Genomic DNA, 26,919 nt, shown 5'->3' with positions numbered 1-26,919 from the left:
AACACCGTCAGCCTAGCAGAGCTGTCAAGCCACGCCGTGGCGGCGGAACCAGGCCAGCGCCCGCGCCCAGGCGTCGTCAGCGGCCGCCTTGCGGTAGCTGGGGCGGTAGTCGGCATAAAAGGCGTGCGGCGTGTCGGGGTAGACGACGAACTCGCACTTCGTGTTGCCGGCGGCCTTCAGGGCGGCTTCCAGCTGGCTGAGGGTGTCCACCGGAATGCCCGTGTCGGCCGCGCCGTACAGCCCCAGCACCGGCGCCTGGATGCGGGCCGCGCGGTCGATCACCGTCGCATCGCCCGCGAAATAGCTGCGCGCCACCGGCCCGTACCACGCCACCGCCGCGCTCAGCTGCGGGTTGTGCGCCGCGTACGACCAGGTCGTGCGGCCGCCCCAGCAAAACCCGGTGATGGCGAGCTTGCGGGTGTCGCCGCCCTGGCGGGCCGCCCAGGCCACGGTGGCGTCCAGGTCGGCATTCACCTGGGCATCCGGCGCCTTGCTGACCACCTCGCTGATCAGCTTCGGGATGTCGGTGTAGGCCCCGGCGTTGCCCTGCCGCGCGAACAGCTCCGGCGCAATGGCCAGGTAGCCCTGCTTGGCCAGGCGCCGGCACACGTCGGCAATGTGCTCATGCACGCCAAAGATCTCGCTGGCCACCAGGATGACCGGCAGGTTCTTCTTGCCCGCCGGCTGCGCCCGGTAGGCCGGCATCGCGAAGTCGCCCACCGCAATGCTCACCGGCCCGGCTTCCAGCCCTTGCGTGTCGGTGCTCACGGCCTGCGCGCCCACCGGCAGCACGGCGGCTGCAAAGCCACTGCCCACAGCCGTCTGCACAAAGCCACGGCGGCTGAAGTCACGCCCCGGGGCGAGGCTGTCGATCTCTTCTTTGACCATGCGCACTCCATTGCGTCGGCGGTTACGAAAGTGCGTCAAATTTTGCCCGGACAATGAATCCCCATGAGCACACGCCCCCATGCCAGCGGCCAGCCCTGGGCCTCCATCGACATTGGCTCCAACAGCTTCCGCCTGGAATTGGCGCGACTCTCCGGTGACCGGTACCAACGCATCAGCTACACCAAGGAAAGCGTGCGTTTGGGCGCGGGGCTGGACGCCCAAGGCAACCTCACCGAAGCCGCCATACAACGGGGCCTGGCCTGCCTGAAAGGCTTCGCCAGCCAGTTGGCCGGCCTGCCCGCCGAGCGTGTGCGCGCCGTGGCCACGCAAACCCTGCGCGAGGCCCGCAACCGCAACGCGTTTCTGGAGCGCGCCCAGGCCGTGCTGGGCCACCCGGTGGAGGTGATTGCCGGCCGTGAAGAAGCGCGCCTGATCTTTGCCGGCGTGGCACGCCTGCAGCCGTCGGACAAGCCCCGCCTCGTGATCGACATCGGCGGCCGCTCCACCGAAATGATCCTGGGCCAGGGCCGCAAGCCGCTGCTGGCGGAATCCTTCGGCGTGGGCAGCGTGGGGCTGTCGCTGCGCTTCTTTGCTGATGGGCGCTTCACCCCGGAAGCCTTCCGCGCGGCACAGGTGGCCGCGGGCGCTGAACTGGAAGAGGCGCTGACCCTGTTCCGCCCCGAGCTCTGGCAGGAAGCCCTGGGCTCCTCGGGCACCGTGGGCGCGGTGTCGCAAATCCTGGCCGCCACGGGGCAAACCGATGGCCGCGTGACCCCCGCCGCGCTGCGCTGGTGCATCGAACGCTGCCTGGAAGCCGGCTCGCAAGACCGGCTGCAAATGCCCGGCCTGAAGGACGACCGGCGCCCTGTGGTGGCCGGTGGCCTGTGCATCCTGTACACGCTGCTGATGCAGTTCGGCATCGACGAACTGCTGCCCACCAAGGGCGCGCTGCGCCAGGGCGTGATCTTCGACCTCGCCGAACGCCTGCAACCCAGCGTGGCGCGTGACCCGCGGGCCGCCTCGGTGGCCGAGTTGCAGCAGCGCTTTGCCGTGGACACCGCCCAGGCCGAACGCGTGGCCCAACAGGCCGAGAAGCTGTACCGCCAGCTGCAGCCGCACCCCACGCCGGAACTGATGCGTGAGCTGGGCTGGGCGGCCGCCCTGCACGAGGTGGGCATGCTGGTGTCGCACCACGACCACCACCGCCACAGCGCCTACGTCATCGGCCACGCCGACGCCGCAGGCTTCTCCAACAACCAGCTGCAACGCCTGGCCACGCTGGCCCTGGGCCAACGCGGCCGCCTGCGCAAGGTGGAAGACGCCCTGGGCGACGCCAGCGTGCTGGACCAACTCATGGCCCTGCGGCTGGCCGTCATCGTGTGCCACGCGCGCAGCGTGCCGGCCGGTGCCTTGAAACTGACCCGCCAAGGCCAGCAGTTCACCCTGCAGTGCCCCAAGAGCTGGGGCGCCGGCCAGGCCCGCACGCGCTACCTGCTCAAAGAAGAGGCCGAAGCCTGGGCCCGCACCGGCGTGGCCAGCTTGCAACTGGCCTGAGCCCGGTCCAAAGCAGCGCAGCCGGCGAAGCGCCGGGCCGGTTTACAACGCGTCCGGCCCCTGCACCGCGTGCAGGGTGACCTCGGCTTCACCGTCGCGCTGGCGCCAGCGCAGCCACCACACGGCGCCCTTCTTCACGGCCCAGTCTTGCTCCACCCCTGCCAGCAGATGCGCGGCCAGCCGGCCCAAGGTGGGCTGGTGGCCACAAATCAGCACCGGCTCGCTCGAGCGCGGCCAGCGGGCCGCCTCAATCAACGCCTGAATCGGGGCATCCGGCGCCAACGCGGGCAGCACCCGCACCTCGCGGCCCAGCGCCTCCACGGTCTGCCGGCAGCGCCTCGCCGGGCTCACCAGCACCCGGGTGGAGGCGGCCAGCCGGTGGTTGAGCCAGGCCGCCATGCGCCGGGCCTGACGCTCGCCCTTGGGCGTGAGGGCGCGCTGCAGATCGTCTTGCCCTTCCGACAGCACTTCCGCCTCGGCGTGGCGCCACAAGATCAGGTCCATCGGCCGCTCCTCAGTCGCCGTAGCGATGCATCAGCGCCTGCTGCGCGCTCACGCCCCCTGGGCCGCCGATGCGCACCGAGTGCCCGTCCGGCCCGAGCTGCCAGGCGTCCATGGTGTCGTTCAGGTAGGGCACCAGCGCTTCGTCGATGACGCGCTGGCGCAGGCGCGCGTCCAGCACCGGCCAGGCCACCTCGATGCGGCGGAACATGTTGCGGCTCATCCAGTCGGCACTCGACAGGTACAGCGCCTCGCCGGCATCGGTGTCGTCCCAGCGGAAGTACAGCACCCGGGTGTGCTCCAGGAAGCGGCCCACCACCGAGCGCACCACGATGTTGTCGCTCACGCCCGGCAGGCCCGGCGGCAGCATGCAGGCGCCACGCACGATCAGGTCCACCTTGGCGCCAGCCCGGGCAGTGCGCAGCAGCGCGTGGATCAGCTCGGCATCGGTCAGCGCGTTGATCTTGAGCACCACCCGCGCTTGCGCATAGCCCGCCAGTGCGGCCTTCTCCACCTGCCCCAGCACCTCCAGCATGCGTGCATGCATGTTGAAGGGCGCCAGCAACATGCGGCGCGGCGCCTTGAACTTGCCCAGCGACGCGAGTTGCCGGAACACCGAATCCGCGTCGGCGGTGAGGTCGGCGTCCCCCGTCAGCAGGCCCAGGTCGGTGTAGAGGCGTGCCGTTTTGGGGTTGTAGTTGCCGGTGGAAATGTGCGCGTAGCGACGCAGCTTGCCGTTCTCGCGCCGCGTGATCATCAGCAGCTTGGCGTGCGTCTTGTAGCCCACGATGCCGTACACCACCTGCGCGCCCACGGCCTCCAGCCGCTCGGCCCAGTTGATGTTGGCCTCCTCGTCGAAGCGGGCCTTCAGCTCCACCACGGCCATCACTTCCTTGCCCCGGCGTGCAGCTTCGATGAGCAAGTCCATCAACTCGCTCTTGGCCCCGGTGCGGTAGATGGTTTGCTTGATGGCCAGCACGTCCGGGTCGGCCACCGCCTCACGCAGCATCTGCACCACCGGCTCAAAGCTCTCGAACGGGTGGTGCAGCAGCACGTCACCCTTCTTCAAGCGCTCGAAGATGCTCTTGTGGCGCGGCAGCCGGCGGGCGGGCCAGGCCGGCTCGTAGGGGCGAAAGCGCAGGCCCGGCGCGTCGGTCTGGTCGATCAGCTCGTTCAGGCGAACCAGGTTCACCGGCCCGTTCACGCGGTACAGCGCCGCCGGCGGCAAGGCGAACTGCTCCAGCAGAAACTCGGACAACTCGGCCGGGCAGGTGTTCACCACCTCCAGCCGCACCGCGCGGCCGAAATGACGCGTGGTCAGCCCCGAGCGCAGCGCGTGGCGCAGGTTGGCCACTTCTTCCTCGTCCACCTCCAGGTCCGAGTCGCGCGTGACGCGGAACTGCGAAAACGCCTCCACCTTGCGGCCGGGAAACAGCTCCTCCAGGTGTGCGCGGATCACGCTGGTCAGCAGCACATAGGCCTGCCGGCCGTCCGTCAGGCTGGCCGGCAGCTTGATGACCCGCGGCAGCACCCGCGGCACCTTGACGATGGCGATGCGGTTGTCGCGGCCAAAGGCGTCTTTGCCCGACAGCCGCGCAATGAAATGCAGCGACTTGTTGGCCACCTGCGGGAACGGGTGCGCCGGGTCCAGCCCCACCGGCACCAGCAGCGGCTTGACCTCGCGCTCGAAGAACTTCTGCACCCACTGGCGCTGCGCGTCGTCGCGATCGGCGTGGTTCAGGATGACGATGCGTTCGGCTTGCAGCAGCGGCATCAGCTGCTCGTTGAACACGTGGTATTGCTCGTCAATCAGCGTGTGGGCCGCGCGTCCCACGCGCTCCACGTCCAGGCCGGTGACGGTGCTCAGCGGGTCGCGCGCGGCGTCCAGCATGTCGGCAAACCGCACCTCAAAGAACTCGTCCAGGTTGCTCGACACGATGCACACGTAGCGCAGACGCTCCAGCAAAGGCACGTCCTCCCGCTGCGCCTGGGCCAGCACGCGGCGGTTGAATTCGAGGATGGCTTGTTCGCGGTTGAGCAGCTTCAACGGGGTCGGGTCGGTCATGGTGAAAAGTGTATGAACGCTTTATGACAACCGTATGTGCGGGGCCGCTCAGCCTTCGGGTTTGGATAATCCCCGCCCATGCACCTGATGATCCCCCATGCCAGTGCGCTGGACGACGCCGCACGGCATGCCTTCGGCACCCTGCAGCTGCCGCACCTGCGCGCGCACCTGGCCCGGCTGACGCCTGCCGAAACCTGGGGCGGCGACGCCTTCTCACCCCACCCGCCGCACCACCTCGCCCAAGCCGCCCTGCGCGGCCAGGCCGCCCCCAGCGCCGCCGCCTGGGCGGTGAACGAAGGTGCCGCCTGCGCCTGGGCACGGCTCACGCCGGTGCACCTGGCCGTGGGCACCGACGGGGTGGACGTGCTGCCGCCCGCCGCCCTGCCCCTCACGGCCGACGAAGCCGCCCAGTGGCAAGCGGTGCTGGAAGAACTGTGGCCCGTGGCCGAGGGCTGGCAGTGGCGCGCCTTGAAAGACGGCCATTGGGCCCTGGGCCACCCCGGCGCGCTGGACGCGCCGGAATTCAGCGCCGCCGCCAGCATCGAGCGCGCCGCAGGCCGGCCCATCGAACCCTGGCTGCCGCAAAGCCGCGTGCTGCGCCGCTGGCAGAACGAAGCCCAGATGCTGATGCACGGCCACCCACTGAACGCCGCCCGGGAAGCCCGCGGCGAGCACGCCATCAACTCGGTGTGGATGGGCGACATCGGCCGCGCCGGCCGCCTCATGCCCGACCTGGTGGTGGACGCCCGCCTGACCGCGCCGATGCTCAATGGCGACCTGGCCGCCTGGGCCGAGGCCTGGCGGCAGCTGGACGCCGGCCCGCTGGCCCAGCCCCTGACCAGCCTGACGCTGTGTGGCGAACGCAGCGCCCAGCGCTTCACCGCGCAGCCCTTGCCGTGGTGGACCCGCCTGCAACGCCGTTGGCAGGCCCCGGAACCCGCCGCCGTGCTGGAGGCCCTGTGAAGCTGGTTGAACGTGAAGTGCCGCCCCGCACCGCGTGGGCACTGGAGCAAGCCGGCGTGCCGCCCCTGCTGGCCCGCCTGCTGGCCGCCCGCGGCGTGCGAGAACCCGCCGAGCTGGACGAGAGCCTCGCGCAACTGCTGCCCCCCACCGGCCCGCAGGGGCTGAAGGGCCTGCCCGAAGCGGCGGCGCTGCTGGCCGACACGGTGCAGCGCAACGGCCGCATCGTCATCGTGGCGGACTACGACTGCGACGGCGCCACCGCCTGCGCGGTGATGCTGCGCGGCCTGCGCCTGCTGGGCGCCCAGCCGGTCCAGGTGGGCTACGTGGTGCCCGACCGCGCAGTGCACGGCTACGGCCTCACGCCCACCATCGTCGATCTGGCACTGGAGCAACAGCCCGACCTGCTCGTCACCGTGGACAACGGCATTGCCAGCCTCGCCGGCGTGGCCCATGCGCGCGAGCGCGGTCTGAAGGTGCTGGTGACCGACCACCACCTGCCCGCCGTGGTGGACGGCGCCATCGTGCTGCCCGACGCCGCCGCCATCGTGAACCCCAACCAGCCGGGCTGCCCCTTCCCCAGCAAGTCCCTCGCTGGCGTGGGCGTGGCGTTTTATGTGCTCCTGGCCCTGCGCGCCGAGCTGCGCCAGCGCGGCGCCTACCAAGAGGTGCCGCGGCTGGATGGCCTGCTGGACCTCGTGGCCCTGGGCACCGTGGCCGACGTGGTGAAGCTGGACGCGAACAACCGCCGCCTGGTGGCCCAAGGCCTCAAGCGCATGCGGGCGGGCCGCGCCCAGCCCGGGGTGATGGCCTTGTTCAGCGCCGCCAAGCGCGACGCCAGCAAGGCGCAAGGCTTTGACCTGGGCTTCGCGCTGGGCCCGCGCATCAACGCCGCCGGCCGCCTGGCCGACATGACGCTGGGCATCGAAACCCTCACCACCGACGACGCCGAGCGCGCCTGGGCGCTGGCCAGCCAGCTGGACACCATCAACCGCGAACGGCGCGAAATTGAAAGCGGCATGCGCGACATGGCCGAGGCCCGGCTGGAGGCGCTGGTGGACGCGCTGCAAGGCGCCCTGCCCTCCGCCGTGGCGCTGTTCGACGCCGACTTCCACGAAGGCGTGGTGGGCATCGTGGCCTCGCGCATCAAAGACCGGGTGCACCGCCCCACCTTCGTGTTCGCCCGCGGGGCGGACGGCCACCTCAAGGGCTCGGGCCGCTCCATTCCGGGCTTTCACCTGCGCGACGCGCTGGACCTCATCACCAAGCGCGAGCCCGACCTGCTGGCCAAGTTCGGCGGCCACGCCATGGCGGCAGGCGCCACGCTGGCGGTGGACGACGTGAACCGCTTTGCGCTGGCGCTGGCCCGCGTGGCCGATGAATGGCTGCAAGAGCAAGACCTGACCCGCACGTTGCGGCACGACGGCGCGCTGCCGCCCGAGGCCGCCACAGCCCAAACCGCGCAGCTGCTGGACGCCCAGGTGTGGGGCCAGGGCTTCGAGGCGCCAGTGTTCTGCGACCGCTTCGAGCTGGTCTCGCAGCGCCTGGTGGGTGAAAAGCACCTCAAGCTGCGGCTGCGCCAGGCCGGGCGGCTGATCGACGGCATCTGGTTCAACCATGTGGACACCCTGCCCGAGCGCGTGACGCTGGCCTACCGGCTGAGCCTGGACGAATGGCAAGGCCAGCAGCGGGTGCAATACATCGTCGAGGCGGCTGAGGTGTGACGCTTTTGGCGGCCGCCCTGCACGGGCGGCCCGGGGTCACCGGTCTGTCACATCCGGTTTCAAGAATGCGGCTCGTTGGCGGGCCTGCTGTCTTGAGCCTGCCGTGGACCCGGAGCCCTGCCCATGCGCGACGCCGCCCCCGACCCGCTCGCTGCCGCGCTGGACCGCCTCATCGCCCAGCGCGGCTTTGACATCCACTTCCAGCCGCTGGTCGCCATCGACCGGGCAGAAATCTTCGCCTTCGAGGCCCTGACTCGCGCGCCGGCCGACGGCCCCCTGCACTCGCCGCTGGTGCTGTTCGACACCGCCGCGCGCTGCGGCCGGCTGATCGAGCTGGAGCAACTCATCATCCGCCGCGCGGTGGAGCGCTTCAAGGCGCTGGGCTTGCCGGGCCAACTGTTCGTGAACGTCACGGCCGACACCCTACTGGCCGCGCACGGCCGCGTGGACCACCTCGCCGCCGAAGTGCGCGCCCTGGGCCTGGCCACCAGCCGCATCGTGGTGGAGCTGACCGAGACCCGCCCCATCGACGACCTGGTGCAGCTGGGCGACAGCCTGCAGGCCCTGCGCGCCCAAGGCTTTCGCATCGCGCTGGACGACCTGGGCGAAGGCTTCGCCTCGCTGCGACGCTGGATGGAGATGCGGCCGGACTTCGTCAAGATCGACCGGCACTTCATCGACGGCGTTGCGCAAGACCCGCTCAAGCAGCAGTTCGTGCGCTCCATCGTGGAGATGGCCGCCACCAGCGGCGGCGAGGTGGTGGCCGAGGGGCTGGAGCAGGAGCCCGACCTGGAGGTGCTGGGGCGCCTGGGCATCACCATTTGCCAGGGCTACCTGTTCGCCCGGCCCAGCGCGGCGCCCCGCGCGCAACTCGGCCCGCAGTGGAGCGGCCGACTGGCTGCGGCGGCCCAGCCGCACCTGCTGCAAAACGACCTGGCCCTGCCGCTGGAGCAAGGCGCCATCACCACTGCCGCGCAATTGGCCCGCCGCGTGCAGACCACCACGCCGGCCGCCAGTTGCCAGGACATCATCGACCTCTTCCACCGCGACGACCAACTGCTGGCCGTGCCTGTGCTGGACGAGCACCAACGCCCGCTGGGCCTGCTGCGGTCGCTGCAGGTGCTCAAGCGCAGCACCGAGCGGTATTTCATGGACATCTTTGCCCGGCGCAGCTGTGTCGAGCTGATGGACCCACAGCCGCTGGTGTTCGACGTTTCCACCCCGCTGCGGGCCATGAGCGATGCGGTGGCGAGCCTGGACGAGCGGCTGCTGACCGACGGCTTCATCGTCACGCGCGACGGGGCCTACTTCGGCTCCGGCCGCTGCTCGGACCTGCTCAAGGCGGTGTCTGACCTGCAGGTGCACGCCGCCCGCTACGCCAACCCGCTGACCCTGCTGCCGGGCAACGTGCCCATCGACAACCACCTGGACCGTTTGATCGAAGGCGGCGAAGCCTTCCTGGCCGCGGTGTGGGACATCGACCACTTCAAGCCCTTCAACGACGTGTACGGCTACCGCGTGGGCGACGACATCATCCGCCTGGCCGCCCGGGTGCTGACCCAGGCTGCCGACCCGCAGCACGACTTCGTGGGCCACATCGGCGGGGACGATTTCGTCATGGTGCTGCGCGGCGCCGACTGGGAGGCGCGGCTGAACCGCGTGTGCGCCGGCTTTGACGCCGCGGTGCGCAGCTTCTTCTCGGCCGAACACCTGGCCGCCGGCGGCTACGAAACCCTGAACCGCCAGAACCAGCCCACCTTCCACCCGCTGCCCACGTTCTCAGCCGGTGCGCTGCTGCACCAGCCGGGCAGCTTCGACAGCGCCCGCGCGCTGGCCGCCGCCCTGGCCGAGCCCAAGCGCGTGGCCAAGGGCCGCGCCGGCGGCAGCCGCTACTTCATCGACCGCCGCCTGCACGGCACCCCCCATCGCCTGCCCACGAACACCCCGTCGACCCATGAGCTTGCTGAAGTTTTCTGAGCACTGGAGCCTGCGCACGCGGCTCAGCCTGGTGGCCGTGCTGGCCCTGCTGTTGGGCCTGGTGCCCAGCGGCGTGCTGCTGCACCAGTTCGTGGCCCAGTTGGATGTGGTGGCGCAAGAGCACCAAGCCCTTCCCGCCAACCGCGCGTGGCAGGCCGTGCTGGCCGCCTTGCAGCAGCAGCGCCTGCTGGGCGCCGAGGCGCTGAGCACCCGGCCGGATCAAAAGCCCCAGGCCTTGGCCGCCGCCGCCCGCGTGCTGGAGGCCCTGGCCGCCGTGGAGCCCACCGTGCAAGCCGGCACGCTGCCCGCCGACGCCGCCCGCACCCAACTGGAGCACCTGCAACGGCTGCGCCAAGCCCACGCCCCGCTGCGCCAGGCGCTGGACCAAGGCCCGCTGGATGCGCCGCGCCTGCTGGCCGCGCAGACCCAACTGGCGCAAACCGCGTTCGACGCCGTGGCCGACCTCAACGCCGCCAGCGGCCTGTTGCTGGACCCGGAGCCTGCGTCCTACTTCGCCATCATTGCCGGGCTGCAGGCGGCGCCGCGCGTGCAAGACGCGCTCTCGGAACTGGCCGCCCTGGCGCGCGCCGCCGCGGTGGACGACCTGGCCAGCATGTCGGCCGCGCACACCCGCTACCGCGAACATGCGGCGCAGATGCTCACGCACCTGCAACTCGCCCTGCAAGCCGGCGACCCCGCCCTGCAAGCCGAACTGCAACCGCTGGCCGAGCAGGCCCGCGCCCAACGCAGCCAGGTGGACGCCACGCTGGAGGCCGCGGCCAAGGACGTGAACTTTCCGCTGGACCAACTGGCCACCCGGCTCACCGAGGCTGCCGGTGTGCAAGCGCAGCTCAGCCAGCGTGTCGTGCAGGCGCTGGAAACCGGGCTCACCGCGCGCGCCAATGCGGCGCGCTGGCACCGCAACCTGGTGGCCGTGCTGCTGCCCGCCACCTTGGCGTTGATGGTGTTCGTGATGGTGCGGTCCATCCGGCAGTTGCTGCGCCCGGTGGCGCAGATGGTGGAGGTGACCGAGCGCATTGCGGCCGGCGACCTCAGCCAAGCGGTGCCCGGCGGGCGGCGCGACGAACTCGGCCGCGTGCTGGCCGCCCTGGGCCACATGCAGGACCGCCTGCGGGGCCTGGTGCAGCACATCCACGGCGACGCCGGGCGCATTCGCCACGCGGTGGGCGAAATCGCCGCGGGCAACCAAGACCTGGCCGACCGCACCGAGCAAGCCGCCGCCCGCCTGCAGCAAACCACCAGCCACCTGCAGTCCCTCACCCGCGCGGTGCAGCACAGCAGCACCTCGGCCCGCGAAACCGAAGCCCTGGCCGCCTCGGCCGCTGCCGCGGCCACCCAAGGCGGCCAGGTGGTGGGCGAGGTGGTGCACACCATGCGCAGCATCGAAGACGCCAGCCGCCGCATCGCCGACATCACCGGCCTGATCGACGGCATTGCCTTCCAGACCAACATCCTCGCCCTGAACGCCGCCGTGGAGGCTGCCCGCGCCGGAGACGCCGGCCGGGGCTTTGCCGTGGTGGCCACCGAGGTGCGCGCGCTGGCCCAGCGCAGCGCCACCGCCGCGCGCGAGATCAAGCACCTGATCGGCCAGTCGGTGGAGCGCGTGGACGCCGGCACCGCGCTGGCGGCCGAGGCCGGGCGGTCGGTGGAGGCCATCTTGAGCCAGGTCGGCGCCATGACCCAGCTGATCCACGCCATGGCCGACCAAACCCGCACCCAGGCACAGCAAACCGCCGACGTGGGCGAGGCGGTGCAGGCCATCGACGCCATGACCCAGCAAAACGCCGCCCTGGTGGAGCAAGCCGCCGCCGCAGCCACCAGCCTGCAAAGCCAGGCCGAGGGCATGGAATCCACGGTGAACGCATTTCGACTGCAGGCCCATGGCGGCGCGGCCGCGCCCCGGGCCGAGGTGGCTGACACAATCGGGGCGTGAACCTCGATGCCAGCCTCAACGCCGACCTGCACTGCCACTCCGTCGTCTCGGACGGCACGCTGACGCCCGAAGCCCTTGCCGCACGCGCGCAGGCGGGCGGGGTGCAGCTGTGGTCGCTGACGGACCATGACGAAATCGGCGGCCAGCAGCGCGCCCTCGACGCCGCCCGGGCCCTCGGCCTGCCCTACCTGACCGGCACCGAAATCTCAGTCACCTTCGCCCACCGCGTGGTGCACATCGTGGGCCTGGGGTTCGACCACACCGACACCGCCCTGGCCGACGGCCTGCGCGCCACCCGCGGCGGCCGCGAAGCCCGCGCCCGCGAAATGGCCGCCAGCCTCTCCGAGGTGGGCATCCACGGCGCGTTTGAAGGCGCGCTGAAGTACGTGGGCAACCCGGACCTCATCTCACGCACCCACTTCGCCCGCTTCCTGGTGGACGCCGGGCACTGCCAAGACGTGCCCGAGGTCTTCCGCCGCTTCCTGACCGAAGGCAAGCCCGGCTTCGTGCCGCACAAGTGGGCGTCGCTGAAAGACGCCGTCGGCTGGATCACCCGCGCCGGCGGCATGGCCGTCATCGCGCACCCGGGCCGCTACGGGTTCACGCCGACGGAGGAATACGCCCTCATCACCGAGTTCATCGGCCATGGCGGCCGGGGCATCGAGGTGGTGACCGGCAGCCACACCGCCGACGAGTTCGTGACCTACGCCGACACCGCGCAGGAATTCAACCTCTTCGCCTCGCGCGGCTCCGACTTCCACTCCCCGGAAGAAAGCCGCATCGACCTGGGCGCCCTGCCCCCGCTCGCCGCACGGCTGACGCCCGTGTGGGCGGCACTGGCCGACCGCATCCACCGCTGACGGGCTGATTGAAGGGGGCCTGCGGCCGCACAATGCCGCATGGCCCAGCTTTTCGAAGTTCACCCCGACAACCCCCAGCCCCGCTTCCTGCGCCAGTGCGCACAGATGCTGCAAGCCGGCGGCATCGGGGCCGTGCCCACCGATTCCAGCTACGCCTTCGTCTGCCACTTGAACGACAAGGCGGCCGCCGAGGCCCTGCGCCGGGTGCGCGGGGTGGACGAAAAGCACCACCTCACGCTGCTGTGCCGTGACCTGTCGGAGCTGGCCACCTACGCCATGGTGGACAACCGCCAGTACCGGCTGCTGAAGCTGGCCACGCCGGGGGCCTACACCTTCATCCTGCCGGCCACCAAAGAGGTGCCGCGCCGCCTGTCGCACCCCAGCCGCCGCACCATCGGCCTGCGGGTGCCCGAGCACCGGGTGATTCAAGACTTGCTCGCCCAGTTCGGCGAGCCGCTGCTGTCCACCACGCTGATTCCGCCGGGCGACAGCGAGCCGCTGAACGACGCCGCCGAGGTGTGCGAGCGGCTGGACCGCCAGCTGCAGTTCGTGCTGGATGCCGGCGCCTGCCCGGCCCAGCCCACCACCGTGCTGGACCTGAGCCAGGGCGACGAGCCCGTGCTGGTGCGCCAAGGCCGGGGCGACCTGGCCGCGCTGGGCCTGCAACTGGGCTGAAGCGCCCCAAGCCGGGCGGCACGCGCTGCCGCTCATCCCTGGCTTCTGCAGTTCATCCGCCGCAGCCCGCGATTGATCGCAGCCGCCTGGAAGCGCCCGGCTCAGCTGACGAAACTGACTCCATCGAACAAGCAATCACGCGGTTCGAAACCCACCGAAGGAGTCGATCATGAGCCTGCAAACCCTGTTCACCGCCGTTGCCCTGAGCCTGACCGCGGTAGCCACCCAAGCCGCCCCGCAAGCCCCCGTGAAGCTGGAGCGCGTGGTCATCACCGGCAAGGCCACGCGTGAGGTGGCGCAGCTGCCGCGCGTCGTTGTCACCGGCTACGCCCAGCGTGAAGTGGCCCAACTGCCCCGCGTGGTGGTGGTGGGCTACAGCGAAGCCACCTTGCTGCGCCAAACCCTGGCAGCCAACAAGTCCACCACCAAGCGCGGCTGAACCAGGCGTCTGAACCCGATGCGAAAGACGCTTTTTTCCACCGCCGCCGAGCCGAGTCGCCAGCGCTGCTGAGCAGCGTTGCCGACTCGGCTCGGCTCATTCCAGCAGGGCCCGGATGCGTGCCCGGTCGAACCCCACCACCCGCTGCCCACGCACCAGCAGCGTGGGCGTGCCTTGGGCGCCCAGGGCGTCGTACTCGCTGCGGCAGGCCACGTCCTGGTCGATGAAGCATTCATCAAAGGGCAGCCCCTCCTGCGTCATCCAACGCCGCGCGGCCGTGCACCAACCGCAGGTCTGCGACGAAATCATGTGGATGTCGCCCGGCTGCACCACGCGGCGCAGCGCGGCACCGTCCTGCGAGGTCACATGGCTGCGCCAGGCCCAGGAGGCCAGCAGCGACACAACGATCACAACCATCAACGAACGCGGCATGGCCCTCATGCTACGGCCGCACGGAGGGTGCCAGGGCCGGCAAGGGTGCGTAAAGCGGCCGTTCAACGTTTGCCATGAGAAGCATGACCCGGCTTGCCGGGGCATGTCCTCTCGATGGAATGGCTAGGCCACATGTCGCTGCCTAGCCTTGCAACTTGCTGCCGAGAATTCTCTCGGATAGACGCATCTCATTTGCGGCAATGGCATCAACAAGAGAAAAGACTTCTGCCCGATCTTCTAGCGCAGAGGCTCGATTCGAGATTGCGCCGAAAGACCCAAAGTTCTTCCATGGGGATGCTTCAGGCTCGACGACTGAATAGATGAGAGATTGAGCTTCGATCCTCGCTGTCACTACTACGACTCCAGGGATCAAGCACTCTTCCGAATCGAAGCGCGCGATGGCCAAACAAAATCTGCCTTGATGTCCTTCGGACCATTGGTACCAAAACGCTGCCAGTGATTGGCCTTCTGACATGAGCCAACCATGCCCCCAATAGATGGGCCTTCCGCAACAGGAGCAGAGCGTTGCAAACTCTTCGCCTTCTTGCTCGACGGAGATAGGAATCTCTTGCATACGGCCTCATGTGTTATCGGGAGACAGAAGCTGCTGCATAACATCAGACCCGCCTCCCTAACATCGTAGGCAAACGCACCTCCAAGTGCTTGAGCAGTCTTCACTTTTCGGAATTTAACTGCACATTTGCACAGCACTATTTCCAGGCCTTTTTCCGACTTTTCTACATGTCGATGGGGTGGCCCGCTCAGCCCCTTGGAGGTCACATGCTGCCATCACTTCCCGGCGCCTTGGCACCCCGCAAAACCCTGCGTCCGCCGTCGGCCGTGCAGTTGCCGCCTTTGCAGGCAACCAATCTGTTAGATCAGGTCCGCGAGCGCGTCCGATACCTGCATTACAGCCCGCGCACCGAAGATGCCTATGTCTCCTGGACCCGGGCGTTCGTCCGCTGGCATGGTTTGCGCCATCCGGCAGAGATGGGCGGGCCGGAGGTCGAGGCTTTCCTGACGTACCTGGCGGCCGGCCGCGGCCTCGCGCCGTCCAGCTACCGCCAGGCGCTCTCGGCCCTGCTTTTTCTTTACGACAAGGTGTTGGGCTTGTGCCTGCCTTGGATGGCGGACATCGGGCGCCCACAGGTCCAGCGCAGGATTCCGGTGGTGTTTTCGCCCGAGGAGGTGTGAGCAACCCTGGCGCATCTCTCAGGCGAGCATCGACCAACCGATCCGCGCACCGGCGTGATCCGGCGCCATCACCTCTGCGACCCGACCTTCCAGCGCATTCAAGCCCGCACTCCTGGTCGCCGGGGTTGCCCAGCCAGCCACGCCGAACCCGACGCTCAACCGGGGCCGGGCCTCACGCCTCAGTACACCGCCGGCACGATGAGTTCGGCCGGCACGGGGTGGCGGATGTAGTCCTCCCGGCGCTCGCGCGGCGGCAGCACCACGGGTTCGTGGGGCACCTCTTGGTAGGGCATTTGCTGCAGCAGGTGGTGGATGCAGTTGAGCCGGGCGCGCTTCTTGTCGTCCGCCGGCACCACCCACCAGGGCGACTCGGCGGTGTGCGTGCGCTCGAGCATCACCTCCTTGGCCTTGGTGTATTCCTCCCACCGGCGGCGGGACTCCAGGTCCATGGGGCTGAGCTTCCACTGCTTGAGCGGGTCATGGATACGGCCCAGAAAGCGCACGCGCTGCTCGTCGTCGCTGATGGAGAACCAGTACTTGATGAGCTGAATGCCCGAGCGCACCAGCATGCGCTCGAACTCCGGCGCGGAGCGGAAGAACTCTTCGTACTGGTCGTCGGTGCAGAAGCCCATCACCCGCTCCACGCCGGCGCGGTTGTACCAACTGCGGTCGAACAGCACGATCTCACCCGCCGCCGGCAGGTGCGACACGTACCGCTGAAAGTACCACTGCGTGCGCTCCCGGTCGTTCGGCGCCGGCAGCGCCGCCACGCGGCACACGCGGGGGTTCAGCCGCTGGGTGATGCGCTTGATCACGCCGCCCTTGCCGGCCGCGTCGCGCCCCTCGAACAAGATCACCACCTTGTGCCCGGTGTGCACCACCCAGTCCTGCAGCTTCACCAGCTCGCTTTGCAGGCGGATCAGCTCGCGGAAGTACTGCTGCCGCTCGCTGCCCGGCGCGCCGGGCAGGCCGCTTTCGTCGCCGTCGTCCAGTTCGAGTTCGAGCTCTTCGTCGAAGTCGTCCTGCAAGTCACGGTGAATGCGCTTCACCCATTCCACGTCCATCACGCTCACTGCCGTGCTCCTCGCCGCACCGGCGGCCACCCGGCACGCTAGCCCGCGCGCATGGCAGCCCTGTGAAAACCCGGGGGTTGACGGCATCGATTACAGGCGTAATCATTCGCTCAACATTTACACGCGTAAACGATGAGCCCTACACCCCCACCCATCAGCGACGCCGAGGCGCAAGTCATGCGCCAGCTGTGGCAACGCGCCCCGCAGGCGGCTGACGAAATCGCCGCAGCCCTCGGGCCGCAGCAAGGCTGGCAGCTGGCCACGGTCAAGACCCTGCTGAACCGCCTGCTGAAGAAAGGCGCCGTGACGGCTGAGCGCGACGGCCGGCGCTTTCTGTACGCCCCCGCCGTGCCCGAAGACGCCTGGGTGGCCGACACCGGCCTGTCCCTCATCGACCGCCTGTTCGGCGGCCGCCTGGCCCCGCTGGTGGCGCAGTTCGCGTCCGAGCGCAAGCTCAAGCCCGAAGACATCGAGGCCCTGAAGGCGCTGCTGAAGGAGCAAGACCGTGGCTGACGCACTGCTGCACGCCCTGCTGCGCCAGGCCCTGCTGCTGAGCCTGGGCGTGGTGCTGCTGGCCCTGGCCCGCCCCGCGCTGCGGCGCGCTAGCGCGGGGCTGAGCTACCTGGCCTGGAGCGGCCTGCCGCTGCTGCTGCTCACGGCGGCCCTGCCCCGCCCCGTGCAAGAGCCGCTGCACCTGCTGTGGCCGGCACAAGCCCTGGCACCCACCGGGGCCGAGGCGGGCGGCGCGGTGGCTGCGCCATCGGCCTCAGCCCTGCCGCTGCCCGCCACCGCCTGGCTGGGCCTGTGGCTGGCCGGTACGGTGCTGGCCCTGCTGGTGCAGGCCACGCGGCAATGGCAGCTGGCCCGGCACGGCAGCACGCTGCCCGCCGGCAGCAGCCCGGCTCTGGTGGGCCTGTGGCGGCCGCGGGTGATGCTGCCGCTGGATTTCCAGCACCGCTTCACGCCGGCTCAGCAGGCCCTGATCCTGGCGCACGAGCACGTGCACCGCGCCCGTGGCGACAACCTCTGGGCCGGCGTGGGCACGTTCATCGCCTGCCTGCACTGGTGGAACCCGCTGGCCTGGTGGGGGCTGGCCCGGCTGCGGGCCGACCAGGAACTGGCCTGCGATGCCGCCGTGCTGCGCGCCCAGCCCCTGGCCCTGACCGAATACACCGACGCGCTGCTGGCCGCCCATGGCCTGACCGCGCCGGCCGCCCCCCTGGCCAGCCGCTGGGGCTCCGTTCACCCGCTTGTTGAAAGAGTTGCCATGCTCAAGCACGCCCGCGCCACCCGGCGCCACCACCTCGCCCTTCTGGCCGCCACACTGCTCGGGGCCATGGGCACCAGCTATGCGCTGCAAGCCGCGCCGGAAGCGCCGCCCGTGGTGGAGGGCTTCGTTCAACTGCGCTTTGACATCCGCCTGAGCCTGGATGGCCAGGAGATCTCGCACCCACGGCTGAACACCTTCCCCGCGGCGCCGGCCACGGTGGTGTTCAACGAACCCAACGGCCCGCGCTTGTGGAAGCTCACGTTCACCGGCCGCTTTGAAGGCGACAAACACCTGATGGTGGACACCGAGCTGGCCCTGTCGGAAGACGAAGCGGCTGTGCTGGCCTGGCGCAACAGCCAGGGCAAGGCCCCGCCGCCGCCGGTGCGCCAGGTGGCCGCCCCGCGCCTGCTGATGCAAGACGGCGGCAGCGGCCGCGTGGAAACCACCACGCCCGATGGCCAACACCGCCTGACGCTGGAGATCCGCGCGAACTCCTTCCGCAACCCCACGCCGGACTACAGCGCGCCCAAGCCCTGAAGGCCAGAGCCCGCGCCCCGTCCACCCTTCCTCCACGCTTTGGAGAGGCCCGTCATGCCCATTTCGATGCCCATTCCGATGTCCATGCCCACCCTCGTCCCCACGTTGCTGGACGCCCTGCTGCGCTTCACCGTGCTGGTCAGCGCGGCGCTGTTGGTGCTGGCCGTGGCCCGGCCGCTGGTGCGCCGCACGCTGGGCGCCCGCGCCACCTATGCCGCCTGGCTGCTGGTGCCGCTGGTGCTGGCCAGCCCCTGGCTGCCCCGCGTGCCGCTGGGCTGGTCCGTCACACCGCTGGCCGCCTCGATGCCGGCCGAGGTCACCACCGCGCTGGGCGTGGCTGAGCTGACCGCGCGCAGCACGCCGACCCTCAGCGCCGCCGAACCCGCCACGCCGGCAGCCCCTGAGGTCAGCCGCGCCGAGTTGTTGGCCGCCTTGTGGGTGGCCGGCGCTGCTGCCCTGGCTGCGCTGCACTGGCGCGGCCAACGCCGCTACCAGCGGGCCCTGGCGCGCACGGCCGACGGCCACTGGCAAGCGCCCGCAGGCCACAGCCCGGCGGTGGTGGGCGTGTTTCCGGCGCGCCTGGTGCTGCCGCAAGACTTCAGCCAACGCTTCGATGCCGACAGCCAGCGCTTGATGCTGGCGCACGAGGCGGTGCACCAACGCCGGCACGACAACGCCTGGAACCTGCTCGCGGCCACGCTGCTGTGCCTGCAGTGGTTCAACCCGCTGGCTTGGTGGGGTGCCCGTCGCCTGCGCGACGACCAGGAACTGGCCTGCGACGAAGCCGTGCTCGACAGCGTGGCCGACCCGGCCGCCCACGCCACCTACACCCGCGCCATGGTGGCGGCCCACGTGCGGCCGCATCAAGCCTGGCTGGCCAGCGCCTGGACGGGCGGCCACCCGCTGGTGCAACGGGTGCGGCTGCTGTCCCGCTACCGCCGGGTGTCGCGCGGCCAGCGCCTGGGCGCCCTGGCCCTGGTGGTGGTCGCCGGCACCGGCGCGGCCCTGGTGGCGCGTGCTGCCCAGCAAGCGCCTGCCGCCCAGCCTGCTGTAGACCGCCCGGCACAAGGCAAGCCGCAGGATCAAGGCCTGCAATTCACCATCGCCTCCCAACTGGGGCGGAGTGACTGGCACCACAGCAGCCTGTGGGTGCCGCTGAACCGCCCGCTGGTGGGCGGGACGTCAGGCGTCACCACGCAAGCGCTGCTGCCGGGTTGGTGCCTGTACCTGCACCTGCACATTTTTGATGGCGGCGTGGTGCGGCCCGTGGCCCAGCCCATGGACGAAACCTGCAAGCAGCCCATCGGCGAGCCGCTGGAAGTTCAGCCCAACGGCCGCGTGACTGAATTCGCCATGCAAACGCCGCAGGGGCCGCTGCAAGCCCAGGTGGCCATGCGCTGGGCCTTGCCGAACGATCCGGGCCTGCCCGCCCTGACCCGTGCCGAGGCGGCCGACGCCGCGCAACTGTCCGACGCCCAACGCGCGGAGATCGCGCAGCAGCGCGAGCGCATCAGCCAAAGCCGCCGCGAGGCCGATGCGCTGGACCGCGCCTGGCGCGCCGCGCGCGAGGCTCAGGCCGGCACGCGGTAATTCGCCGGGCCGAACAGGTCCACCCCGCACTCCAGCTGTTCCACCCAGTCGATGAACTCGCGCACGGCCGGGCCCACCATGGGCGAGCCGTGCTGCGGGGCGATCATCTGGATGTCCAACTGCCGCACCATGGCCGCCCACAGCCGCAGGATCTTGTTGCTGACCATGTAGCGGCGGTGGAAGCCCTCCATGCGCGGAATGTGCTCGGCCAGCGACTTGACCGGCTTCTCGGGGTTCAGCGTGGTGCCCAGCGACGCACCCAAGTCGCCGGAGAACAGGATGCGGCTGACCGGGTCGTAGAACTGGAAATTGCCCTCGGCGTGCATGAAGTGCGCTGGCAGGGCCCAGAGTTCGAAGGCGTCGTCGCCCTGCCCCAGGCGCAGCCGCTCGCCGCCGTCTGGCAGGCCCACCACGCGGCCGCTGGTTTTGCCCGGCTTGCAGAAGTGCGGCGCAAACCGCTCCCACAGGCGCGAGATGTAGACCGGCGCCTCGGTGGCCGTCATCCAGCGGTCCAGTGAGGCAATGATGTCGGGGTCGGCGTGCGAGGCCAGGATGGCCGCCAGCTTGTGCGGCGGGAAGAACCGCGACATGCCCAGGTACAGCTCGTTGTAGGCGATGTTGCCGCCCGGATCGAGGATGGCGCCGGTGTCGCCATTGACCAGCAGGAACTGGTTGGACTGCACGGCATCGCCGCCCTCGTCGCCCAGGCGGGCAAACATGACGCAGACGTGCCGGCCCTGGCGGAACAACTCGATGGACATCGTGGCAACCCGGGAAGTGATGGTGGTTCGTCAGGCTAACGGCGCCTGCGAACGCCGGTGTTGAGCGGGATCAAGGGGCGGCCAGATGCTGTATGCATTTACAGTTCGCGCTTTGCTTTCGAGTTCCCTGACCCATGAGCCTCGCGGACGTTCGCGCAGCGCTGAATGCCGAGTTGTCGGCCACGCCCGAGTACTACGACTTCAAGGTGCTGCACACCGAGCGCGACGGCCCGCTGTGGCGCGTGACGCTGGAGCCCGGCTACGTGTTCGCCGAAGGTCAGCGGCCGGGTGCGGCCTCGGCGCAAGCCTTGCTGGACGACAGCCTGGACGGTGCCGCCGCCTGGTGGGGCGCGCCGGCCAAGGGCGGCGCCAGCGTGCTGGCCGTGGTGGTGGAGGCCGACCAGTTGGTGCTGCAAAACGCCAGCAGCCCGCCGCCGCCCGCCGGCCATCTGATCCGGCTGTACCCCACGCGCTACCTGAACGCCGTGGCCGATGCCTGGTGGGACACGCCCTGGGCCGAGCAAGCCCTGGCCTGCCTGCCGGACTTGTCGGCGCCCCAGCCGCTGCGCGGCGGCAGCCCGCTCACCGGCGAGCCGTTCCGCTGGCTGCGCCCGGCGCAGCGCGCCGCGCTGGCGCTGACCGGCTTCAGCAGCGCCTTCCTGTGGGGCCCGCCGGGCACCGGCAAAACCACCACGCTGGGCGTGCTGCTGGCCGAGTACCTGGAGCGCCACCCCACGGCCCGCGTGCTGCTGCTCTCCACCACCAACCACGCGGTGGACCTGGCCACGCTGGCGGTGGACAAGGCCTTGCACAAGGGCCGGCGCGAACACCTGCGGCCGGCCGTACAGCGCCTGGGCACCCGGTTCGACGCCGCGGCTTACGACGGGCGCGAGCACCTCATCCCCACGCAAGACCGCGACCTCATCGCCCGCCTGGCCCGCGCCGAAAGCCAGCGCCCCACCGCGCGCGACGCCCATGCCCTGAAAGCCTGGGCCGACCGCGTGGCCGACCTGCGCGACGAGCTGCGGGCCTCGTCGCTGAAAGTGCTGCAACGCTGCCGCTTGGCCAGCATGACCACCACCCGCGCAGCCTTCACGCTCAAGACGCTGCGCGAGCTCAGCCCCGACGGTGAGGCCCCGTTCGACCTGCTGGTGTTTGACGAGGCCAGCCAGGTGAGCCTCGCGCACGCACTGGCCCTGATGCCGCTGGGCCGCGCCCGGCTGTTTGCAGGCGACCCGCAGCAACTCTCGCCCGTGCAGCGCAGCGACGACCGCCTGGCCCGCCGCTGGCTGGGCCGCTCGGCCTTTGCCGAGATGCCGCGAGGGACCAGCGCGCAAGGCGGCTCGGTGGCGCTGCTGGACGAGCAGTCGCGAATGGCGCCGCCGATTGGCGAGCTGGTGAGCCAGCTGTTCTACGACGGCGTGCTGCGCGTGGCGGCCGATGCCTTGGCCTCACCGGATTGGCAGGCCCAGCGGCAACGCGCGCTGGGCGACATCCCGGCGGAGACGCAGGTGCACGTGCACCGGCTCAAGACCGACGGCGGCTGGGTGGCGGCGGAGCGCGGCCCAGTGCGACGGGAGTCGGCAGACGCCATCGCGGCCTTGGTGACGCAGGCGCTGGAATCGGGCGACTGGGCGACGGAAGAACTCATCGTGCTGACGCCGTTTCGCGCGCAGCGGGCGCTGATCCGCCAGCGGTTGCGGGCGCTGGGCGTGCCGGAGGCGGTGCGCGTGAGCACGGTGCACCGCGCCCAGGGCAGCGAGGCGCCCGTGGTGCTGTTCGACCCTGCCGACGGCGCGCAGCCCTTCCTGCACGGGGAGGAAGCGCAGCGCCTGCTGAACGTGGCCCTGAGCCGGGCGCAGGCCAAGCTGGTGCTGTTCGTGTCACCCGCCGACGCGGCCAGCCCGCTGCTGGCACCGCTGATGCAGCGCCTTCGGCTGGCGGGTGACGTTCGGGTGGGGGTGCCGCTGGAGGTGCTGGCGCGGCAGCCGGGCTTTCCGGGCAATGCGCTCGGTCAGCGCGTTCGCGCAGGGCGGCACGAGGGCGAGGTGGTGCGGGTCAGCGCCGATGGGCACCAGTTCTGGCTGGTCAACGCGCGCACCGGCGCGGAGCAACTCATCGACGCGGCGTTCTGGCGCCAGCGGGCGCTGCAGGCCCGCTAAGCCCAGAAACAGCCCAGAAGCAGCCCAGAAGCAGCCCAGAAGCAACCAGGGCGGCCCGCCGGATGTCGACGAGGCCGCCCTGGGTCAGGCGAGAGGCAACGGGGCCGATCAGCCCGCGTGCGTTCAGACGGCGGCGGTCACCACGATTTCGATCTTCCACTCCGGGCGGGCCAGCGCGGCCTGCACGGTGGCGCGCGGCGGGGTGTGGCCGGGCGTGACCCACTGTTCCCACACGCCATTCATGGCGGCGAAGTCGGCCAGGTCGACCAGGAAGATCTGCGCGCGCAGGATGCGGCTCTTGTCGGTGCCGGCACGGGCCAGCAGCTTGTCGATGGCGGCCAGCACCTGGGCCGTCTGGCCTTCGATGCCCTGGCTGCCGTCTTCAGCAATCTGACCGGCCAGGTAGGCCACGCCGTTGTAGACGGCCATCTCCGACATGCGGGGGCCGACGTCGAAACGCTCGATGTTGTTGCTCATGGGGTCACTTCTTTCGCGAGGAGTGGTGGTGCGAGTGCCCGGCTGGCTTGGGGCCGGTGCCGTGCGGGTGTTTCTTGCTGGTGCCCGGCGCGGGCGTGGCGCCCGCGGCCTTTTGGCCCAGCTTGCTTTCAGTGCCGGCCAGCAGCTTCTTGATGTTGGCTGCGTGCCGCCACACCAGCAGCAAGCCCATGATGATCAGGGCGACGGCCGTGGGGCCGGCTTCCCAAATGAGCAACTGATACATCGGCGCGAACGCGGCCGACACGATGGCCGCCAGCGACGAGTACCGGCTGAACCACGCAATGATCAGCCAGGTGGCCAGCGTGGCCACGCCCAGCAGCGGGTTCAGGCCGAAGATGACGCCGGCCGCCGTGGCCACGCCCTTGCCGCCCTCGAACTTGAAGAACACCGGCCACAGGTGCCCCAGGAAGGCGCCGAGGCCCACCAGCGCCGCCGTGCCCTCGCCCAGCCCGTGGGGAGCGCCCCACTGCAGCACGGCCATCACGGGCAGGTAGCCCTTCAAGGCATCGAACACCAGGGTCAGGATGGCCGCGGCCTTGTTGCCGGAGCGCAGCACGTTGGTGGCACCGGGGTTGCCGGAGCCGTAGGAGCGCGGGTCGGACAGGCCCATCGCACGGCTGACGATGACGGCGAAGGACAGCGATCCGATCAGGTAGCCGACGACGGCGGCGAGCAGGGGGATGACGTTTTCCATGGGGCGCGATTGTCAGGCAGGTCGGCCCCCGGTTCGCCCGCAGCCGCTCCCGATGCGGCGCCCAATGCGGCGCCCAAACACCCGCCCGTCAGGCCGGAACCTGGACGGTGGCCTTGACGTGCTTGAGGTTGGTCACGATGGTGAAGCTCATCAACACCAGCAGCGACCACGCGCTCCACTTGCTGAGGTGCACCACCGCCCATGCGCCGAGCTGGTGCGGGTAAGCCCACAGCCCGAAGAAGGTGCCCAGGTTCTCCGCCAGCCAGATGAAGAAACCGATCAGCACCAAGGCCAGGGCCAGCGGCATGCGCCGGTCGACCCGATGCGGGCGGAACACCACCTGCGCCCGCGCATACAGCCCCAGCGCGCCGGCGGCCAGGTAGCCGCGGAAGTCACCGATGAAGTGGTGGGTGAAGAAGTTCAGGTACAGCGCCGCGGCCATGAGGCCGGCCATCCAGTACGGCGGGTGGTGCTCCACCCGCAGCTGGAACAGCCGCCACGCCTGGATGATGTAGCTGCCCACCGCCGCGTACATGAAGCCCGAGAACAGCGGCACGCCAAGCAGCTTGGAATACGCAAAGTCGGGGTACGACCAGGAGCGGATGGCGCCCGAGGTTTTGAACACCTCCAGCGCAAACCCCAGCACATGGAACAGGCAGATGGCCTTGAGTTCGTCCCGCGATTCACGCCCCGTGGCCAACATCCAGGCCTGGATGCCCACGGCGATCAGCAGCAGCACGTCGTAGCGCGGCACACCCAGCAAGCCGCCGCGCGGCACGCACAACACGCTGGCAAAAAACAGCCCGGCGAACAAGCAGGCCCGCGCTTCTTTCGCGGTGAAGTGCGCCAACTCCACGAGCAGCGCCTGCGCCCGCCGGCCCGGGCGCCGCAGGGCCAGCGAGTCGGCCGCGGGCTCAGGCGGCATCTCAGGCGGCATTGGCGCAGTGCACGGGGCGGGCGCCCAGCAGCTCGGTCAGCACCCGAGGCTCGATGCCCACCAGGTAGCCCCGCCGCCCGCCATTGATGCAGATCTTGGGCAACTCAAGAATGCTCGCCTCCACGAACACCGGCATGGCCTTGCGCACGCCGAACGGCGAGGTGCCGCCCACCTGGTAGCCGCTGTGGCGCTGCGCCACCTCGGGCTTGCAGGGCTCCACTTTCTTGCAAGGAATCTGCCGAGCCAGCTCCTTCAGGCTGACGGTGCAGTCGCCGTGCATCAGCACGATCAGCGGGTCGGCCTTCTCGTCCTGCATCACCAGCGTCTTCACCACCGCATGCTCGTCCACGCCCAGCTGCTTGGACGACTCCGACGTGCCGCCGTGCTCGACGTACTCGTACACATGCTCGGTGAACGCAATGCCGGCGCGCTTCAGAACCTGGGTCGCCGGGGTCTCGCTGACGTGGGTGCTCTTCTTGCTCATGCCGCCATTTTGAGCGACGGTGAAATTTACTTCGCCACGCTAACTATTTATTGTTTTACAGTAAGTTTTTCTTGTTTCACGAAGCCCCCATGCCCGACTCGTTCTCCATCGATGGCCTGCGCCGCATCCGGCGCCTGGCCTGGGTTGTGCGTGCGCTGTGCCTGATGGGCGTGGCCGTGATCAGCACCCTGCCCTTCATCTTCTGGGCCGAGCCCGACTGGGTGGCCGAGGTGGCCGCACGCACCTGGAACCTCAGCAAGCTGCAGCTGGATTTGGGCTCACGGCTGTGGGGCCTCGCGTCCTCCATGCTGCCCACCGGCGTGAGCCTGTTTGCGCTGTGGCAGATGTGGAGCCTGTTCGGTTGCTTCGCCCAAGGCGAGCTGCTGGCCCAGCGCCCGGCCCTGCACCTGCGCCGCCTGGGCGCGGGCGTGTGCGCGCTGGCGGCAGCCCAGCCCCTGGGCCACACGCTGGCCATCCTGGCCGTGACCTGGGGCAACCCCAAGGGCGAGCGGCAGCTGTGGGTGGGTTTGTCGTCTGACCACTACCTCGCCTTGCTCTTCGGGCTGCTGCTGTTGGCCCTGGCGCAAGTGCTGGCCGAAGCCGCCCGCGTGGCCGACGAAAACGCCGAGTTCATTTGATGCCCATCGTCGTCACCCTCGACGTCATGCTCGCGCGCCGCAAGATGCGCTCGCGCGAGCTGGCGGAGCGCGTGGGCATCACCGAAGCCAATCTCTCCTTGCTCAAGAGCGGCAAGGTGCGAGGCGTGCGCTTCGACACCCTCGCCCGCATCTGCGAGGTTTTGCAATGCCAGCCCGGCGACCTGCTGGCCTGGGAACCCGGCCCCGAGCCTCCGGATGCCGAAGCCTGACCCGCCCTGTTTTTCGCTGTACGACTCGATGTTCCTGCCTCCCTCATCCCGGATCCTGAGCACCACACTGTGCACAGCCCTGCTCGCCGCCCCGCCCGCCGTCGCACAAGAGGACAGCGACACGCAGGTGCTGCCCACGGTGCACACCGAACTCAAGCGTGACCCCACCGTGCTGCCCTACCGGCGGCTGAACGAGGTGCTCACCAAACTGCAGGTGCACGGTCAAAACCTGTTCCGCATGGATTTCCGGGTCAACACCGAAAAGACCAAGATGCCGCTGGGCGACGTGCGCATGGTGGTGCGCACCGATGACCACGACTACCCGCTGCGCATCGACCCGATGGGCTTGATCCAGCTGCCGGTGCTGCCCGAGGCCGAAGCAGCCAGCGCCGAGTTCGCAACCAACGCGCCGAAGGGCCAGCTGTCGGTGCGGCTGTCGCTGGAGCTCAACACGCCCGCCGACCAGCTGACGATGGGCAAGGTGCGCGAGATCGTCAAGGTGGGCCGAAGCGTGCGCGAAGACCTGTTGCCGTGGGCCCTGCGCTGGCTGCTGCCGCGTGTGCAAGGGGTGCGCATCTGCAGCCCCGCGCCGGGCTGGCAGCTGGAGTGGACTGAGGCCGAGCAGGTGGTGACCGTGCCCCTGCCCGTCGCCACCGACGAGCGCGACGAGCTCGACCGCAAAACCGCGCAGCCCCGGCCTTGCGCCCTGCTCACGGGCCAGGAGCGCTGGCCCGACACCGCCCGCCTGCTTCCCTCGCCGGCCACGCGCCTGAGCGTGAAGCTGTGAGGCCCACGCCCCTCTCACCCTGACTGCGCATCCGA

The 26,919-nt window shown here is 69.8% G+C and carries 27 protein-coding genes; 16 read left to right on the top strand and 11 right to left on the bottom strand.

The genetic code is table 11. The features are described from left to right. Positions 1-24: 24 nt before the first annotated feature. Positions 25-888, bottom strand: a complete 864-nt coding sequence (locus ACG01O_RS03910; RefSeq protein ID WP_394381566.1) for a dienelactone hydrolase family protein — start codon at positions 886-888, stop codon at positions 25-27. A gap of 63 nt (positions 889-951) precedes the next feature. Between ACG01O_RS03910 and ACG01O_RS03905 the strand changes: the two genes are divergently transcribed. Then, complete coding sequence (locus ACG01O_RS03905) at positions 952-2,442, top strand: Ppx/GppA phosphatase family protein (RefSeq protein ID WP_394381564.1); 1,491 nt, start codon at positions 952-954, stop codon at positions 2,440-2,442. A gap of 42 nt (positions 2,443-2,484) precedes the next feature. Here ACG01O_RS03905 and sixA read toward each other — a convergent pair whose 3' ends face one another. Continuing rightward, complete coding sequence (sixA, locus tag ACG01O_RS03900) at positions 2,485-2,946, bottom strand: phosphohistidine phosphatase SixA (protein WP_394381562.1); 462 nt, start codon at positions 2,944-2,946, stop codon at positions 2,485-2,487. A 10-nt stretch (positions 2,947-2,956) separates the two neighbouring features. After that, on the bottom strand, positions 2,957-5,008 hold the full coding sequence (ppk1, locus tag ACG01O_RS03895) for a polyphosphate kinase 1 (RefSeq protein ID WP_394381560.1): 2,052 nt from the start codon (positions 5,006-5,008) through the stop codon (positions 2,957-2,959). 78 nt (positions 5,009-5,086) lie between these two features. Here ppk1 and ACG01O_RS03890 point away from each other — a divergent pair, with 78 nt between their 5' ends. The 7 genes from ACG01O_RS03890 (at position 5,087) to ACG01O_RS03860 (ending at position 13,597) form a co-directional block, all read left to right on the top strand. After that, a complete protein-coding gene (locus ACG01O_RS03890; RefSeq protein ID WP_394381558.1) occupies positions 5,087-5,971 on the top strand; it encodes a hypothetical protein in 885 nt (294 codons plus the stop codon). Then, on the top strand, positions 5,968-7,692 hold the full coding sequence (gene recJ, locus ACG01O_RS03885) for a single-stranded-DNA-specific exonuclease RecJ (RefSeq protein ID WP_394381556.1): 1,725 nt from the start codon (positions 5,968-5,970) through the stop codon (positions 7,690-7,692). Before ACG01O_RS03890 ends, recJ begins: the two co-directional genes overlap by 4 nt. 123 nt (positions 7,693-7,815) lie before the next feature. Further along, the gene (locus ACG01O_RS03880) at positions 7,816-9,669 is read left to right on the top strand and encodes a bifunctional diguanylate cyclase/phosphodiesterase (protein WP_394381554.1); all 1,854 of its coding nucleotides are present in this window, start codon (positions 7,816-7,818) and stop codon (positions 9,667-9,669) included. Next, positions 9,647-11,623, top strand: a complete 1,977-nt coding sequence (locus ACG01O_RS03875) for a methyl-accepting chemotaxis protein (RefSeq protein ID WP_394381552.1) — start codon at positions 9,647-9,649, stop codon at positions 11,621-11,623. Before ACG01O_RS03880 ends, ACG01O_RS03875 begins: the two co-directional genes overlap by 23 nt. Then, positions 11,620-12,483, top strand: a complete 864-nt coding sequence (locus ACG01O_RS03870; RefSeq protein WP_394381550.1) for a 3',5'-nucleoside bisphosphate phosphatase — start codon at positions 11,620-11,622, stop codon at positions 12,481-12,483. The genes ACG01O_RS03875 and ACG01O_RS03870 overlap by 4 nt, the downstream gene beginning before the upstream one ends. 39 nt (positions 12,484-12,522) lie before the next feature. Then, the gene (locus tag ACG01O_RS03865; protein WP_394381548.1) at positions 12,523-13,158 is read left to right on the top strand and encodes an L-threonylcarbamoyladenylate synthase; all 636 of its coding nucleotides are present in this window, start codon (positions 12,523-12,525) and stop codon (positions 13,156-13,158) included. A gap of 169 nt (positions 13,159-13,327) precedes the next feature. Further along, positions 13,328-13,597, top strand: coding sequence for a hypothetical protein (locus ACG01O_RS03860; RefSeq protein ID WP_394381546.1), 270 nt, complete (start codon positions 13,328-13,330; stop codon positions 13,595-13,597). Between the two features lie 96 nt (positions 13,598-13,693). Here ACG01O_RS03860 and ACG01O_RS03855 read toward each other — a convergent pair whose 3' ends face one another. Together ACG01O_RS03855 and ACG01O_RS03850 are read right to left on the bottom strand one after the other, a co-directional pair. Continuing rightward, the gene (locus ACG01O_RS03855; protein WP_394381544.1) at positions 13,694-14,029 is read right to left on the bottom strand and encodes a glutaredoxin family protein; all 336 of its coding nucleotides are present in this window, start codon (positions 14,027-14,029) and stop codon (positions 13,694-13,696) included. A gap of 142 nt (positions 14,030-14,171) precedes the next feature. Next, positions 14,172-14,603: a hypothetical protein gene (locus ACG01O_RS03850; RefSeq protein WP_394381542.1), complete on the bottom strand. Its 432-nt coding sequence runs from the start codon at positions 14,601-14,603 to the stop codon at positions 14,172-14,174. A gap of 206 nt (positions 14,604-14,809) precedes the next feature. Between ACG01O_RS03850 and ACG01O_RS03845 the strand changes: the two genes are divergently transcribed. Further along, a complete protein-coding gene (locus tag ACG01O_RS03845) occupies positions 14,810-15,223 on the top strand; it encodes a phage integrase N-terminal SAM-like domain-containing protein (protein WP_394381540.1) in 414 nt (137 codons plus the stop codon). A 179-nt stretch (positions 15,224-15,402) separates the two neighbouring features. Here ACG01O_RS03845 and ppk2 read toward each other — a convergent pair whose 3' ends face one another. Next, positions 15,403-16,287 carry a polyphosphate kinase 2 gene (gene ppk2 / locus ACG01O_RS03840; protein WP_394382501.1) on the bottom strand — a complete coding sequence of 295 codons (885 nt, stop codon included), beginning with the start codon at positions 16,285-16,287 and terminating at the stop codon, positions 15,403-15,405. Positions 16,288-16,428: 141 nt separating this feature from the next. On the opposite strand from ppk2, the gene ACG01O_RS03835 reads away from it, so the two are divergent. Genes ACG01O_RS03835 through ACG01O_RS03825 form a run of 3 tightly spaced genes read left to right on the top strand, consistent with a single transcriptional unit; the run spans position 16,429 to position 19,693 of the window. Beyond that, a complete protein-coding gene (locus tag ACG01O_RS03835; protein WP_394381538.1) occupies positions 16,429-16,809 on the top strand; it encodes a BlaI/MecI/CopY family transcriptional regulator in 381 nt (126 codons plus the stop codon). Further along, a complete protein-coding gene (locus tag ACG01O_RS03830; RefSeq protein WP_394381536.1) occupies positions 16,802-18,103 on the top strand; it encodes a M56 family metallopeptidase in 1,302 nt (433 codons plus the stop codon). Before ACG01O_RS03835 ends, ACG01O_RS03830 begins: the two co-directional genes overlap by 8 nt. A gap of 54 nt (positions 18,104-18,157) precedes the next feature. After that, entirely contained in the window at positions 18,158-19,693 is a 1,536-nt protein-coding gene (locus ACG01O_RS03825; RefSeq protein ID WP_394381534.1) for a M56 family metallopeptidase, read from the top strand. On the opposite strand, the gene ACG01O_RS03820 is transcribed toward ACG01O_RS03825, so the two are convergent. Beyond that, positions 19,675-20,454 carry an oxygen-binding di-iron domain-containing protein gene (locus tag ACG01O_RS03820; protein ID WP_394381532.1) on the bottom strand — a complete coding sequence of 260 codons (780 nt, stop codon included), beginning with the start codon at positions 20,452-20,454 and terminating at the stop codon, positions 19,675-19,677. The two genes, ACG01O_RS03825 and ACG01O_RS03820, sit on opposite strands and share 19 nt — an antisense overlap. 134 nt (positions 20,455-20,588) lie before the next feature. On the opposite strand from ACG01O_RS03820, the gene ACG01O_RS03815 reads away from it, so the two are divergent. After that, on the top strand, positions 20,589-22,616 hold the full coding sequence (locus ACG01O_RS03815) for a DEAD/DEAH box helicase (RefSeq protein WP_394381530.1): 2,028 nt from the start codon (positions 20,589-20,591) through the stop codon (positions 22,614-22,616). 123 nt (positions 22,617-22,739) lie between these two features. On the opposite strand, the gene ACG01O_RS03810 is transcribed toward ACG01O_RS03815, so the two are convergent. The 4 genes from ACG01O_RS03810 to ybaK form a co-directional block, all read right to left on the bottom strand. Then, positions 22,740-23,093: a RidA family protein gene (locus ACG01O_RS03810; protein ID WP_394381528.1), complete on the bottom strand. Its 354-nt coding sequence runs from the start codon at positions 23,091-23,093 to the stop codon at positions 22,740-22,742. Between the two features lie 4 nt (positions 23,094-23,097). Next, positions 23,098-23,808 carry a glycerol-3-phosphate 1-O-acyltransferase PlsY gene (gene plsY, locus ACG01O_RS03805; RefSeq protein WP_394381527.1) on the bottom strand — a complete coding sequence of 237 codons (711 nt, stop codon included), beginning with the start codon at positions 23,806-23,808 and terminating at the stop codon, positions 23,098-23,100. Positions 23,809-23,896: 88 nt separating this feature from the next. Continuing rightward, a complete protein-coding gene (locus ACG01O_RS03800; RefSeq protein ID WP_394381525.1) occupies positions 23,897-24,733 on the bottom strand; it encodes a DUF817 domain-containing protein in 837 nt (278 codons plus the stop codon). Position 24,734: 1 nt separating this feature from the next. Next, positions 24,735-25,229 carry a Cys-tRNA(Pro) deacylase gene (gene ybaK, locus ACG01O_RS03795; RefSeq protein ID WP_394381524.1) on the bottom strand — a complete coding sequence of 165 codons (495 nt, stop codon included), beginning with the start codon at positions 25,227-25,229 and terminating at the stop codon, positions 24,735-24,737. Positions 25,230-25,318: 89 nt separating this feature from the next. On the opposite strand from ybaK, the gene ACG01O_RS03790 reads away from it, so the two are divergent. From ACG01O_RS03790 to ACG01O_RS03780, 3 genes are read left to right on the top strand one after another with little or no spacing between them, the layout of a single operon-like run. Further along, a complete protein-coding gene (locus ACG01O_RS03790) occupies positions 25,319-25,867 on the top strand; it encodes a DUF2975 domain-containing protein (protein ID WP_394381523.1) in 549 nt (182 codons plus the stop codon). Beyond that, entirely contained in the window at positions 25,867-26,097 is a 231-nt protein-coding gene (locus ACG01O_RS03785; RefSeq protein WP_394381521.1) for a helix-turn-helix domain-containing protein, read from the top strand. The genes ACG01O_RS03790 and ACG01O_RS03785 overlap by 1 nt, the downstream gene beginning before the upstream one ends. Further along, on the top strand, positions 26,084-26,884 hold the full coding sequence (locus ACG01O_RS03780; RefSeq protein ID WP_394381519.1) for a DUF2987 domain-containing protein: 801 nt from the start codon (positions 26,084-26,086) through the stop codon (positions 26,882-26,884). The genes ACG01O_RS03785 and ACG01O_RS03780 overlap by 14 nt, the downstream gene beginning before the upstream one ends. Positions 26,885-26,919: the final 35 nt, after the last annotated feature.

It is taken from the genome of Pelomonas baiyunensis, assembly GCF_043555935.1.
GTDB lineage: Bacteria > Pseudomonadota > Gammaproteobacteria > Burkholderiales > Burkholderiaceae_C > Pelomonas > Pelomonas baiyunensis.
This window is presented reverse-complemented; position numbering and strand designations above follow the sequence as displayed.